At 72.3% G+C, this 12811-nt stretch carries 16 protein-coding genes; 7 read left to right on the top strand and 9 right to left on the bottom strand.

What is annotated here, in order from left to right; genetic code table 11:
- Window positions 1–13: 13 nt before the first annotated feature.
- Window positions 14–190, bottom strand: coding sequence for a hypothetical protein (locus KF737_RS12770; protein ID WP_296455147.1), 177 nt, complete (start codon window positions 188–190; stop codon window positions 14–16).
- Between the two features lie 60 nt (window positions 191–250).
- Between KF737_RS12770 and KF737_RS12765 the strand changes: the two genes are divergently transcribed.
- Window positions 251–1261, top strand: coding sequence for a DUF4118 domain-containing protein (locus KF737_RS12765; protein ID WP_296455144.1), 1011 nt, complete (start codon window positions 251–253; stop codon window positions 1259–1261).
- Between the two features lie 2 nt (window positions 1262–1263).
- Here KF737_RS12765 and KF737_RS12760 read toward each other — a convergent pair whose 3' ends face one another.
- Window positions 1264–1785, bottom strand: coding sequence for an RcnB family protein (locus KF737_RS12760; protein ID WP_296455142.1), 522 nt, complete (start codon window positions 1783–1785; stop codon window positions 1264–1266).
- Between the two features lie 247 nt (window positions 1786–2032).
- Here KF737_RS12760 and KF737_RS12755 point away from each other — a divergent pair, with 247 nt between their 5' ends.
- The 5 genes from KF737_RS12755 to KF737_RS12735 all read left to right on the top strand — a co-directional run bounded on the left by KF737_RS12755 (window position 2033) and on the right by KF737_RS12735 (window position 5584).
- The gene (locus KF737_RS12755; protein WP_296455139.1) at window positions 2033–3853 is read left to right on the top strand and encodes an alpha/beta fold hydrolase; all 1821 of its coding nucleotides are present in this window, start codon (window positions 2033–2035) and stop codon (window positions 3851–3853) included.
- A 76-nt stretch (window positions 3854–3929) separates the two neighbouring features.
- The gene (locus KF737_RS12750) at window positions 3930–4376 is read left to right on the top strand and encodes a hypothetical protein (protein ID WP_296455136.1); all 447 of its coding nucleotides are present in this window, start codon (window positions 3930–3932) and stop codon (window positions 4374–4376) included.
- A gap of 231 nt (window positions 4377–4607) precedes the next feature.
- Window positions 4608–5018 (top strand): hypothetical protein, encoded by a 411-nt coding sequence (locus KF737_RS12745; RefSeq protein WP_296455133.1) that lies wholly within the window; start codon window positions 4608–4610, stop codon window positions 5016–5018.
- A 133-nt stretch (window positions 5019–5151) separates the two neighbouring features.
- Window positions 5152–5349: a hypothetical protein gene (locus tag KF737_RS12740; RefSeq protein WP_296455130.1), complete on the top strand. Its 198-nt coding sequence runs from the start codon at window positions 5152–5154 to the stop codon at window positions 5347–5349.
- A gap of 58 nt (window positions 5350–5407) precedes the next feature.
- Window positions 5408–5584 carry a hypothetical protein gene (locus KF737_RS12735; RefSeq protein ID WP_293475836.1) on the top strand — a complete coding sequence of 59 codons (177 nt, stop codon included), beginning with the start codon at window positions 5408–5410 and terminating at the stop codon, window positions 5582–5584.
- A 25-nt stretch (window positions 5585–5609) separates the two neighbouring features.
- Here KF737_RS12735 and KF737_RS12730 read toward each other — a convergent pair whose 3' ends face one another.
- The 7 genes from KF737_RS12730 to KF737_RS12700 form a co-directional block, all read right to left on the bottom strand.
- Window positions 5610–6089 (bottom strand): hypothetical protein, encoded by a 480-nt coding sequence (locus KF737_RS12730; RefSeq protein WP_296455127.1) that lies wholly within the window; start codon window positions 6087–6089, stop codon window positions 5610–5612.
- An 81-nt stretch (window positions 6090–6170) separates the two neighbouring features.
- Window positions 6171–6641 (bottom strand): hypothetical protein, encoded by a 471-nt coding sequence (locus KF737_RS12725; protein ID WP_296455124.1) that lies wholly within the window; start codon window positions 6639–6641, stop codon window positions 6171–6173.
- A 42-nt stretch (window positions 6642–6683) separates the two neighbouring features.
- Window positions 6684–7808, bottom strand: coding sequence for a hypothetical protein (locus tag KF737_RS12720; RefSeq protein ID WP_296455121.1), 1125 nt, complete (start codon window positions 7806–7808; stop codon window positions 6684–6686).
- A gap of 190 nt (window positions 7809–7998) precedes the next feature.
- Window positions 7999–8466 carry a DUF3429 domain-containing protein gene (locus KF737_RS12715; protein ID WP_296455097.1) on the bottom strand — a complete coding sequence of 156 codons (468 nt, stop codon included), beginning with the start codon at window positions 8464–8466 and terminating at the stop codon, window positions 7999–8001.
- A 6-nt stretch (window positions 8467–8472) separates the two neighbouring features.
- Window positions 8473–9291, bottom strand: coding sequence for a TIGR02186 family protein (locus KF737_RS12710; protein WP_296455093.1), 819 nt, complete (start codon window positions 9289–9291; stop codon window positions 8473–8475).
- Complete coding sequence (locus tag KF737_RS12705; RefSeq protein WP_296455089.1) at window positions 9288–10211, bottom strand: sulfite exporter TauE/SafE family protein; 924 nt, start codon at window positions 10209–10211, stop codon at window positions 9288–9290. The genes KF737_RS12710 and KF737_RS12705 overlap by 4 nt, the downstream gene beginning before the upstream one ends.
- A 131-nt stretch (window positions 10212–10342) precedes the next feature.
- Complete coding sequence (locus KF737_RS12700) at window positions 10343–11680, bottom strand: FAD-dependent oxidoreductase (RefSeq protein ID WP_296455085.1); 1338 nt, start codon at window positions 11678–11680, stop codon at window positions 10343–10345.
- Between the two features lie 119 nt (window positions 11681–11799).
- Between KF737_RS12700 and KF737_RS12695 the strand changes: the two genes are divergently transcribed.
- Entirely contained in the window at window positions 11800–12801 is a 1002-nt protein-coding gene (locus KF737_RS12695) for a pyridoxamine 5'-phosphate oxidase family protein (RefSeq protein WP_296455080.1), read from the top strand.
- Window positions 12802–12811 lie beyond the last annotated feature (10 nt).

The following is a 12811-nucleotide window of genomic DNA, read 5'->3' as shown; positions in this document are numbered from 1 at the left end:
ACGCCGCGCCGGGTCAGTGGGAGCCTTCGCCGCCCACGATGTGGTCGTAGACGGCCTTGGCGGCGCCCGCGATCGTGCTGGCCGCCGTGTGCAGGGCGGCGTTGCCCACATAGGTCTCGGCCTCTTCCGCGAGCTTCGCGAGTTCCTGGGCCACGGCGGCGAGCTTGAGATAGACGTCCCGGTCGGTCATGGGCCACCTTTCCGCCGCTTCGGTGAAGCATGCCAGCCTGCCCTGTGATAGGGCCTAGGCATGTTCAGTCTGTCGCAGCGTTTCCCGGTCCTGAACCGCCTCTCGACCGCCATGCCGTGGGTCTGGAGCGGGCTGATGGTCGCCGTCGCGTTCTCCATCCGCGCCCCGATGCAGGGGATGCTGGGCGGCGGTCTCGCCTACTCGGCCTTCTATCCGGCGGTGATCCTCTCGGCCTATGCGTTCGGCCGCGCGCCGTCGATCGCCGCGGCGATGGCCTCGGCCGCGCTGGGCTTCTGGTGCTTCGTGGAGCCGGTCTACGCCTGGAAGTTCACGCCCAACGTCCTGACCGCCTTCGTGTTCTTCGCGCTGACCTGCGCGGTGGTGATCACCATCATCACCGGCGCCACCGGCGCCCTGCGCGAGCTGTCGCGCGAGCTGGGGCGCGCCAAGGCGGTGGCCGACAACCATGCGGCGCTCTTCCGCGAGCTGAACGAGCGCATGAGCCACCAGATGCGGCTGGTGGCCGGCGTGCTGGCGTTGCAGGCCAAGGGCGAGCCCGAGCCGCAGGTGGCCGACAGCCTGCGCCGCGCCATGGAGCGCTCGGTGCTGATCTCCCGCGTCCACCGCGAACTGGGCGGCCGTAGCGACGAAGCGGTGGACTTCGACGCCTTCGCCGCGGCCCTGGCGCGCGCCATCTGCGCCGAGCGGGACCAGCCAGTCGAGCGGATCGAGGTGGAGACCTCGGGCCTCAAGCTGAGCCTGGAGGAGACGACGTCGCTCAGCGTGGCGCTGGCGGAATGCCTCGGCGCCCTCCTGGACGCCGACGTGCCCGGCCGCATGCGGATCCGCTTCGACGCCAGGGCGCGGCACGCGGAGGTCGCCATCTCGGGCGCCGACGGCGCCGAAGGGGCGCTGGTGTCGGTCAGCAACGGCTACCTGCTGCGCGCCATGACCGAGCAGCTCGGCGCGGCGCTGACGTTGCGCACCGACGCGACCGGCTCGGCCCTGGTGCTGTCGATGACGCGCGGGGCGGCCGCGGCCGAGGCGGGCTCGGCCGGGACGCTCCACTAGCCCTAGTAGCGGTCGAGCAGGACCTCGGCGATCAGGCCGGTGGCCAGCGCCATCAGCACGAAGTTGCCGTCGGCGTAGACCCAGCGGTAGCCGCGGGGCGGCGTGCGCAGGCCGTAGTAGTAGGGATCCTGCACATAGTAGTGGCGGTAGCTGGCGGGCACGTAAGCCCCGCGCCGCCACGTGTAGCCGCGCTGGACGGGGTAGTATCCGTAACCCGGAGCGTACCAGTAGCCCGGGCGCGCGCCGCGGTAGTTCCGCCATTCGGCGCGGTTGCGCCACGTATCGGCGCGGCGGCGGTCGTAGCGCAGCTCGCGCTGGCCCTGGCGGATGTCGGCGCGGTCGCGGGCCAGCTCGCGGGCCTCGCGCGGGGAGACGTGGCCGTCACGACGCGCGTCGCGGCGGTCGTCCCTGTACTCGCGGCGATCGTCGCGCACCTCGCGGCGGTCGTGGCCGGGCTGTGCGGAGGCCGCGAGCGGTGCGGCGACGGCCGCCAGCGCGGCGGCGGCGAACAACAGATGCTTCATGACGGTTCCTCGGGTTTTCCCAGCTTGGGGGATCAGGCGTCCCTCGCCGTGAACCCGTGCTGAACCCCCAAAGTCAGGATCGGTTCATCCTTGGCCGGCCCGCGCGTGCAAGCGCGACGGATCGAATGCGGCTTCCGCTCGCGCCCTCCTGCGCCGATCCCGCCGCGAGTGGCGCGCCGCTTGCAGCAAAGGTGTACGACCACGCTTGCAACTGGAGCGTTGTCCCAAGCGTAGTCATGGACACGAGATGAGCGGGAAACCCCCCAGGCTGTCCGACCTGCTTCGCGCCCGCGCCCCCGGCGGCGCGCCGGTGGGCCTGTTGCTCGACTCCTGGGCCGAGGTGGAGGGTGCGGTCCTCGCCGACACCGGCCGGGCCCGCGAGGCGCTGAGCGCGGCGGCCAAGGCGCTGCCGCCCGTGGCCGGCGCGATCGCCGACCGCCGCACGCTCGCCGCCGCCGTGGTGAGCGCGCGGGGCGAGGTGTTCCACGCCGACGTCGCCTACCTGGCGCTGCTCCCGGACTCGCTCGACCTGCGGCCGCTCCTGAAGCGGGCGTTGCGCGAGGGACCGGTCGTGAGCCTGATCGAGGGAGCGGCGGGCGCGGCCTTCGCCGCCTGGGTCGGCGACGCAAAGGCCGCCGCGCACTGGCCGCTCGACGCCGAGGCCGGCGCCGCGCTGAGGGCCGGGCCCGAGCGGCTGGTCGTGGTGGTGAGCGCGCCCTCGCGGTCGTCCGAGCTGGCGCGGCGGGCGGCGCGGACGCTGGATCTGACGGCGCTGGAGGCGCGGCTGGCGGAGGCGCTGCTCTTCGCGCCGAACCTGGACGTCGCCGCGGCGGACGCCGGCGTCGGCCGGGAGACGGCGCGCGACGCGTTGCGCCGGATCAACGCCAAGATGGGCGTGCGCCGCACCCCCGAACTGATCGCCCGCCTCATCGGCGTGATGTGCGCCGCGCAGGGCGAGCCCGCGGACGACGAGGGGCTGGCGGAGACCGCCCTGGGCCTCACGCCTGCCGAGGCTCGGGTGGCGGCCCTGGTGGCCAAGGGCGCGACGTCGCCCGAGGCGGCGCAGACGCTGAACCTCAGCGCCGAGACCGTGAAGACGCACATGAAGTCGGTGCTGGCCAAGACCAACGCCAAGGGCGCGAAGGACCTGGCGAGGTTGCTGGCCGAGGCGCGCGAGCTGGTGGCCTTCGCGTCAGCCGCGGAGCCGGTGTTCGGCGTCGAGGAAGGCGGTGGCCGCCTGCGCGTGGTGCCCTCGCTGGACGGTGACCGGCGGATCGCCCTCATCGACTACGGCCCCTACGACGCCGAGCCGGTGTTCGTGTTCCATGGCGCCGCCGCGGGCCGGCGGCTGCCCGAGGCGTTCCGCGCCCGGCTGATCGCGGCGGGGCTGCGGCCGATGGTGATCCAGCGGCCGGGCTTCGGCCTGACCGATCCCGCGAACGGCGACTACGTGGCGGCCGGCGCCGGCGACATGGCCGCCGTGGTGGAGCGGCTGAAGCTGAAGTCGGCGCACATGCTGGCCCGCGACACCGGCGTGCCGGTCGCGCTGGAGTTCGCAAACGCCTACCCGGAGCGCCTGGGCCGCGCGGTGCTGCTGAACCCGCATGCGCCGATCGCGCTGGAAGAGGAGCGCGAGACCCTGGTGGCGGCGGTGCAGCGCCACCTGCTGCGCAACCCCGAACTGGTGGCGACCTTCGCGGAGTTCCTGCGTCGGCAGGCGACGACCGAGCTCCTGGAGCGGATCCTCGCCAAGATGCTGGAGGAAGCGCCGGCGGATATCCAGGCGCTGGAAGACCCCTTGGTCCGGCGCTTCCTGATCCGCGACATCCAGGCGCTGTGCGCCCGCTCCGCCTACGGCTTCGCCGCCGAGCATGCGGCCTACGCCAACGGTTGGTCGCCGCCCGACAGGCCGCGCGCCTGGACGGTGGCGATGTCGACCGGCCTGCCCGGGCTGATCGAGCCGACCTGGCTTCCGTCGGGCGACCTGCGGGTGGTGCGGCTGCAGGGCGCGGGCCTCCTGCCCCAGTTCACCCACCCGGTGCAGCTCGCCCGCCTCGTCGCCGCCTGACACCCCCAATCGGGGGAGGACGCCCGCAGGCCGCCGGCTTACCCAATGATCCATTGGGGTAATCATGGGGGCTTACATGAACAGGATTGCAATCGTGGGCGCCGTCTGCGCGCTCATAGCCGGCCCGGCGCTCGCCCAGTCGCTGCAGGTCAGCTATCCGACCGACGGCCAGATGGACTGCGCGGCGATCGCCGCGGAGTCGGGCCGCATGGACCAGGTGATCGCCGACGCGAACATGCAGGCCAGCAAGGCGGAAGGCTCGGCCAAGGGCGCGGGCATGGCCGGCACCGTCGCGGTCGAAGGCATGCTGCGCACGGGCGTCCTGGGCCGCATGCCGGGCCTCGGCCAGGCGGCGAACCAGATGTCGAGCATGGCCCGCCAGCGCGCCGAACAGGTGAAGGCGCAGGCGGCGGAGACCATCAATACGGCCAACACCCGCAAGGCGCTGCTGGCCGGTCTCTATTCGGGCAAGGGCTGCGACGCGGCGCCCGCCGCCCAACCCGCCGCGCCGGCCGGCTTCTAGGTCCGGCTTCGCGGCCCGGAGTTTTGGCGCGGGTCCGTGTCCCGCGCCAAAAGGCCGGCCATCCGTGGACTCCGCGCAGGCTGGACTGGCGGGCGAGAGCCCCCATGCGACCTCCCGCGAGTCCGGCTTCCACGGGTGGCCGGAACCCTTCGCAATCCCCGTCGCCCTGCCGCTCGCCCGAGCGGCGAAGGCGATTGCACGGGCCGGGCGCCTGCGGCCAAGGTGCAGCTCATGTCGGGACCCAGGATCTGGTCTTCCAGGGCCGTGCAGGCGGCGATCAGCATCGTCGTCGCCGCGATCCTGGTCGGGGCCGCGACGCTGGCGCGGGCGGCGCTGACGCCACAACTCGGCGCCCTCTCGCCGTTCATGCTCTATGTGGCCGCCGTGCTGGTGGCGGGCCTGGTCCGTGGCCCGTTCTGCGGCGGCCTGGTCCTGATGGGCGGCGGGATCGTCGGCTTCCGGCTCTTCCTGTCGCCGCACGGCGTGGCGCAGCACGGCGCGGTGATCGCGCTGATGATCTTCTGGGGCGTCTCGGCGCCGGTGCTGGTGACGGCGAACGAGCTGCGCGTGCAACTGGGCCGGGCCATGGCGCGCCTCTCGGCCGCGCTCGACCGCCGCGACGGCACGCCCGCCTCGAGCTGAACTGGCTGCACTGTCGGGTGGCGGACATACCTTGCGCGTGAAACGTGTATGGTGACGCCATCGCCGGACGCCAGGCCGGTGACTGAGAGACAGGGACCGTCCCCGTGCTCCCGCCGTGTGCGGAGTTTGAGACATGCCCCTCTTCACCTTCTACCCGTGCCGGGGCGACGGATCGTCGACCGCGTTCGAGACCTTCGAATGCCCGGACGACGCCGACGCCATCCTGCGGGCGCGCCGCGTTCTCGCCGAGCATCCCAGCTCGGTGGAGGTGGTGATCTGGCAGGGCGAGCGGCGGGTGGGCGCCGTGGACCGCGAGACCCAGCCCGCCTGACCCGGCGATTGCAGCAGCGCCCTTGCCCTGACGGGCCGCATCGGCCAAAGCCTGCATGATGCCGAGGGGCTCGCCGACCATCACCGCTCTCCGTGTGCTGACCGCGCTCGCCGTGGCGCTGGCGGCCATGTGCGCGTTCCTCGCCTGGCAGTGGAAGACCGAGCGTGACCGGGCCGACTGCTGGCGCGCCTATGCCGAGTTCCAACTGCAGCCCGAGGGCAACTGCGGGACCTGACCGGTCCTGGCCGGCCGGGCGGACCTCATATGTTGAAGCGACCGCCGACGATGCAGGTGGCCTGGCCGTGGCGGACCGTGACGGTGGCGCGCTGGCCGCGGGGCGGCTGGAAGGTCACGGGGCCATCGACGGCCCCGACCGTCACGGCGCCCGGGTTGTTGAACATGCAGACGGTGTAGCTGTCGCGCGGCCACCACCAGGCCTCGGGCACCACCGCACAACTGACCGCGGCGAACTGCCGGGTGAACGAGGCGCCGCCGTAGCTGAAGGTCCGTGGGCCCTTGCCGTGGTTGGTGGCCCATTCGGCGGGTTCGCCGACCGTCTCGCAGGGTGGGCCGGTCACGGTCCATTCCGCCCGCAGCGCCTCGGCCTCGCTCCACGCCTGCCAGACGACGAACGCCGGCAGGGCCAGCACCAGGGCGATGGTGGCGACGAACTGGACCGCCAGCGCCGTCCAGGCGCGCCAGCCGCCGCCGAGGGTCAGGGGCGCACAGGTCTCGGTCATCGGTGAAGCCACTCTGCCGACGCAACGCCGCCGGACGCTACTTTGTGCGGCGCCGTCCGTCGACCGGAAGGTTGCGCGGGCTCAGGCCGTCCGGATGCGGATCTCGCAGCCGTCGGGCGTGCTGCGCAGCGACAGCGAGGCGGCCCCGAAGCGCCAGAGGCATTCGGCGCCGGCGCGGCTCTCCTCGACCCGGCCGCGGCCCAGGTACTGGCTGACCTCGTCGGCGGCCTGGCGGACATCGGCGACGGGCGTTCCGCCCAGCCTTATGAGGCCGGTGAACTCGGTGGCGGGAAGGCTGGGCGGCAGGCCCGCTTGCGTGGTCAGCGCGCCCACCAGCCCCGGCAGGACCGGGCGCGCGGTGGCGATCGGGATCGCGCCGTCCGTGACGCCGAAGCGCTCGATGAGTTCGCCGCGCGGGGCGCGCCAGGGCACGCCGCGCTGGTCGAGGAAACCATGGATCGGGGTGCCGTCCGCCGGTCCGGCCCAGGGGCGGGACGGGTCGTGCGCGCGGCCTTCACGAGGCCGCAGGCCGAAGAGGCTGGCGAGGCTCATGGCCCCATCATGCCTCTACTCGGCGGCGAAAGCGAATCGGCGTTACGCGGCGAGGTAGAGCGTGGGCTGGGCGAGGCCGGTCTCGAAGTCCTGCAGCAGGTCGAGGATGTCGTCGGCCCCGGCGCGCAGCGGCGTGCCCGGCGGGAAGCGATAGCGCCAGAAGCTGGCGATGTGCGAGATCATGCCCACCCGCTCGCCGAGCTCCAGGAACATCGCGGGCGAGGCCAGCAGGAACTCGCGGAAGGCCACCGCGTCGCCGGCGCCGGTCAGCCTGGCGAAGGCCTCGTCGTAGGTCTGGAGCGTGAGGCCGACATCGCGGACGCGCCGTTGGATGGTGCGTTGCAGGCGGGCGCGCGACTTGGCCACGAAGGTGCGGATCTCGGCGTTGACGCTGTCGGAGATCTCGAGCTGGCCCAGTTCGACCACCACCTGCTTCAGCGTGACCATCAGGTCGGCCAGCACCCACTTGTAGTAGAGGAAGCCCTTCCAACTGAAGATGCCCTCGCGGTAGGCCTCGCCTTCCAGGCGCAGGGTGAGGCGCAGCGGCTCCAGCCGGTCGTCGGTGTCGGACGCCAGCAGGATCTCGACCAGCTTGCCCGACGAGCCGTCGCTGATGCGCTGGCCCTGGTAGGCGAGGTCGATCAGCTTGCCGATCTCGACCTCGACGAAGCGGCGCATGCGTTCGCGGTCGTTGGCCGAGATGGCGAAGTAGCAGTCGGCCGGCCGGAAGCCCGCGCGCCGCAGGTGCTCGCGCAGCAGGAACGGGTCGAACGACGGCAGGCCGTCCAGGCACTCCAGAAGGGAGCGGTCGCGGGCGAAGTTCTCGTCACTATCCGAGAGCTCCTCCACCAGGTCGAGCCACCCCTTTTCGCCCACCAGGAACGAGGCGCCCCCCGCGCCCAGGTTCTTGGGATCGAATGGAATGATGACCTTGGTGGCCGTGCCGGCGCGACCGCTCAGGAGCGGCGCGTCGTCGGCCCGCAACCGGTGCTTCAGCACAATCCCCCGATTGAGCAGAAGCGACCTGAAGAAAGGCTGGGCAGAGTGTTCGGGCGTGGTCCCATAGGTCCGCGCCACCATGGCGAGGTTGAGGACCCGCGTGGTCGAGCCGGTCTTGTTGAGCGCGACCAGGCTTCGGTACGGCTTGTGCGCCTGCTTCTGCTTCATCGGCCCGCCCTTCGAGCGGAAGACACCCCTGAAAGCGGCAAGCTTAGCCGTGAAGCCTTACGTCGAAATGAACGTCGGCGAACGTGGTTTGCGAAATAACAGGCTGATTTTGCTTGGAAAATACCATAGGTTGCAAGCTAAACACGTTTTGGATGTGCGCTGTTCGGCGGCGCCGGGCATGGCCTCGCCTCTAGGCGTGCATCGCCTTTTCGAGGGCGAGCGCCAGCGAGATGCAGGCGGCGCTGGTCATGGCGGTGGAGAGCAGCGGATAGCGCCTGGGCGTGTCCGGGGTATGGTGGTCGAACAGCCACTGGATCAGGAAGGCGCCGATGAAGCCCGCCATGATCCAGGTGTCGGGCGCGCGGCCGCGGGCCAGCAGGACGACGCAGGCGGCCACCGCGCACATGGCCGAGAAGAGCTGGCGGTTGGCGCGGGGGCTGGGCTCGCGGGTCTCCAGGCCCCAGCGCACGCCGCCCAGGAACGCCAGGACGGTGGCGCTCCACCCGAGCAGGACGGTCAGCGCCGGGCGGGCGAGGTCGGCGGGGCCGTAGCTGTAGAGGCCGGCCGAGACCGGGAAGGGCGCGAGCGCCAGGAGGGCGATGGCCCAGAGCGCCGCCGGAATGGACTCCGCCCGCCGGGCGGGCCGTACGTCATCCATGAGCAATCAGTCTCTCCGGAATGCCGCCGAGGCCGCCCAACCGGCCAGCATGGCGAACGCCATGGCGGCCAGACCGTAGGACCATGGCCTCTCATGCGCCCACACGTAAAGAGCCCTTTCGAGCCCGACCTTCTCCACCGTCAGGGTGAGGGTGCGCCGCGAGACGGCGACGCCGTTCTGGAACAGCAGGATGTCGGCGCGGTAGACGCCGGTGGGCGCGCCCGTGGGCAGCGCGATCTCGGCGCGGAAGAGGCCGCGGTCGACGAAGCGCACCCCCTCGTCGTCCTCGTGGTAGAGCCCGGCCTTCTCCTTCAGGCGCACGACCGCGCGGCGCCAGACATAGTAGTCCGAGCCCAGGCGGCTCACGACCACGTCCTTGACGCCATAGCGCGTCTCGGTGCGCTGCTCCTCCGGGGCGTTGATGGCGAGGTGGTCGACGCCGGCGCCCAGGCGGCGCAGGACGCCGAAGTTGGCGATGTCCTCCAGCGGGCGGTTCGAGGCGGCCCGGTAGAAGCCGGGGGCGCCGCGGAACACGACCGGGCGGCTGTTGAGCCAGAGGCCGGCCACCTTCTGCTTGCGGGTCAGGCGCACGGGCTGCTCGGGTCCGCGCACCAGGATCACCACGTCCGACGGCCGCGCGGCGGCGTCGAACACCGCGCCGTAGAGGACGATGCGCGCGCCGCGGAAGTCGGACTTCACCTGCACGTTGGTGTCGGTGAGCGCGGCCGAGATCACCGGGGTCGACGATGCGGCCGGCGACGGCGGCAGCGGCGGCGAGGGCGGGCCGGCGGCGGTCGCGAGGGCGGCGGCGAGAGCGGCGATCATCCGTTCGCCCCCGACAGCAGGACGAACGGCTCGTCGGGCGTGAGGAAGAGGCCCAGGCCCATGCGCAGGCCGACCATCAGGACGATCAGCGCCAGGATCGCGCGCAACTCCTCGGCCCGGAAGCGGGAGGACGCCCGCGCGCCGAACTGGGCGCCGACGATGCCGCCCAGCAGCAGGAGCGTGGCGAGCACGATGTCGACGGTCTGGTTGCGGCCGGCCTGGAGCACGCCCGTGAGCCCGGCGGTGATGATGATCTGCAGCAGGCTCGTGCCCACCACCATGCCGGCCGGCATGCGCAGGACGTAGATCATCGCCGGCACCAGGATGAACCCGCCGCCCACGCCCATGATCGCCGAGAGCACGCCCACGAACGCGCCCAGCAGCACCGGCGGGATGACGCTGATGTAGAGCCGCGAACGCGGGAACCGCATCTTGAACGGCAGGCCGTAGAGCCAGACCGGGCGGCGGTCGCGGCGCGGCGGCGGGGCTTCGCCGCGGCGGCGGCGCAGGATGGTCCCCAGGCTCTCGATCAGCATCAGCCCGCCGATGACGGTCAGGAACAGCAGGTACGAGAGCGCGACGACCAGGTCGGCCTGGCCCAGCAGGCGCAGCCAGCGGAAGAGCTCGACGCCCAGGAAGGCGCCCGCCACGCCGCCGGCGGCCAGCACCGCGCCCATCCGCAGGTCCACGGCCTTGCGGCGGCTGTAGGCGATGACGCTCGACATGGAGGACGCGGCGACATGGTTGGCCATCGACGAGACGGCCACCGGCGCCGGGATGCCGAGGAACACCAGCATCGGCGTCATCAGGAAGCCGCCGCCGATCCCGAACATGCCCGAGATGAAGCCCACGAGCGCGCCCAGCGCCACGATGAGCGGCGCGTTCACCGCGACTTCGGCGATCGGCAGGTAGATGTCCACGGTCCTGCCTAGTTCCTGCACGGCGGCCGCGTCCAGACTGTCATCGATTCAGACGGGCGCGGAAGGCGGCGCGGGGCATGGCCCCATGCGTGCGCATCCCCTGCGTTCGTCAGCCGGGGGAATTCACCCGGTCAGGACGGCTTCCGCCCACGGCCGCGGCGCAGTTCCCCGCGCAGCTCCTGCCCGTAGATCGCAGGACTCCAGGCGTTGCGCCCGAGGATCGGACGGGCGCGCCGGGCGCGGGCCTTGCGCGACGGCGGACGGTAGGCGCCGGTGAGCATCGCGGCGGCGAACTGCGCCTGGGCCTCGGCGATCGGCCAGAACGCGCCGGTCGGCCGGCTGACGCCGACGAAGAAGAGGTCCTCGCGATCCGGCGCGACCGTTCCCATGAAGAGGCTGAGGTCGTCGCCGCGCGTGTCGGCGACGCCGGCGTCGAGATAGGGGTAGGCGAGGCGGTAGCCGGTGGCGCAGAGCACCAGGTCGGCCGGAAGGCGCGAGCCGTCCGCGAACACCACCTCGGGGCCATCCAGGCGCTCGATCGCCGGCTTGGCCTTCACGGCGCCGCTCTCCAGGGCGTCCAGGATGTCATCGGAGGCCGTCGGGCGCTTCGACAGCGGGTGCGCCGGCGGCGCCGGCAGGCCGAGCGCCTGGAGCCGCGCCATCCTCTCCGTGAACATGCCTACGATGCGGCCCTTGGCGATGCGCTGGAACAGCGCGCGTTGCGCCCAGCCGGGCAACAGGTCGAGCGGCCGGATCACCGGGTCGGTGGGATGGGTCATCGGGGCCTGGTCGGCGCCGGGCGCGCCGCTCACCGTCCGGGGCATGATCCAGGTTCCGCTCCGCGCCGAGATATGCACCGAGGCCGCGCCGGCCGCGGCGATCTCGCAGGCCAGCTCACAGCCGGTGTTGCCGATGCCCACGACGATCACGCGCTTGCCGCGGGTGTCGAACGGCGTCTCGGGATCGCGATAGGCCTGGGCGTGGAGGATGCGGCCGTCGAAGGCGCCGTCCCACGTCGGCAGGCGGGCGTCCCAATAGTTTCCGCTGGCGGCCACCAGGGCGTCGAACCGCTCGGTGCGCGTCCGGCCCTCCGCGTCGATCAGCGAGACGTCCCAGCCGCCCCCGTCCCGGGGCGTGGCGAGGTCGACGGTCGTGCGGGTGTGGATGGCGTCGCGGAAGCCGAAGGCGTCGACGTAGGATTCCAGCCAGGCGCGAACCTGGTCGTGGCTGGGGAAGGCCGGCCACGCGTCGGGCATCTCGAAGTCGCTGAAGCGGCTCATGCGCTTGGTGGTGTTGGTGCGCAGCGAGCGGTAGGCGGCGGCGCGGCCGTTGGGGTTGTCGATCACCCAGTGCCCGCCGACGACCGGCGACATCTCGAAGCCCGACGCGTCGAGCCCGGCCTGGCGGAGCGTCTTCAGGGCCGCGAGGCCCGACGGGCCCGCCCCGACGACACAGACACGCTTCCCCATCGCCGCCTCCGCCCCCCTGGCCCTGCAGACGGCGACGATGTCTCAGTTGAGAGCGGTTCGCAAGTGAGTTGCGAATGACTCGCAAAACGCGCATCGTCAGGCCGACGAAAGGACTGCGCATGACCGGAACGATCGCCACGGTCGCCGAGATGGAAGCCTGCCTGGGCGTGCCGCCGCTCGGCGTGAAGATGAAGGTGATCGATCACCTGGACGACCAGGCCCGGGCCTGGATCGCCGCGTCGCGGCTCGCCTTCGTGGGCGTGGCGGGGCCGGACGGTCCACGCATCGGCGCGGCGGGCGGCGAGGCCGGCTTCGCGCGGACGCCGGACGCGCGAACGCTCCGCCTGCCCTTCGGCGCGATGGACGACCTCGGGCCTCTCGCGGCGGGCCAGGGCGTGGGCCTGCTGTTCCTGGCCGGCGGGATCGGCGAGACCCTGCGGGCCAACGGCCGGATCCGGGCGGTCGACGCCGGGGGCGTCGAGATCGACGTCGAGGAGTGCTTCATCCACTGCGCCAAGGCGCTGATCCGGTCGGCGTTCTGGGCCGCCGAGCCCTGTGTAGCGCCGGACGGCGCCGAGGCCTTCCTCGCGGCGACGCGGTTCCTGGCCCTGGCCACCCAGGACGCCTCGGGACGCATCGACATCAGCCCGAAGGGCGATCCGGCGGGGCTGCTGATCCGGCGGCTGGCGGGACGGGTGGTCGTGGCCGAGCGGCCGGGCAACAAGCTGGCGTTCGGCTACCGCAACATCCTGCAGCAGCCGCGCGTGGCGGCGTTGTGCGTGATCCCCGGCGCGACGGCGACCCTGACGCTGCGCGGCCCGGCGCAGTTGACGGCCGACGAGGCGCTGCGGCGTGACTTCGTCGTCGAGGCGCGGACGCCGGTGCTCGCGCTGGTGATCGACGCCGCGCCGGCGGCCCCGACCGAGAGCCCGGCGTTGCAGCGGGCGGACGCCTGGGCGCCGGACCGTCCGCCCGCGGCGATAGATCCGGCCGCCGCGTTCGTCGCGCACGTGAAGCTCAACAGGGCGCGGGGCGTCGCGGCCACGGTCCTGCGCATGGCGGTCAACCGGGGCCTGGTCGCCAAGGGCCTGGAGAGCAACTACCGCACCGACCTCTACTAGGCCTCCGCCG

Source organism: Phenylobacterium sp. (genome assembly GCF_019636135.1).
Classification (GTDB): Bacteria; Pseudomonadota; Alphaproteobacteria; order Caulobacterales; family Caulobacteraceae; genus Phenylobacterium.
Note: the sequence above shows the minus strand (reverse complement) of the source record. Positions and strands in the feature narration are given on the sequence as shown.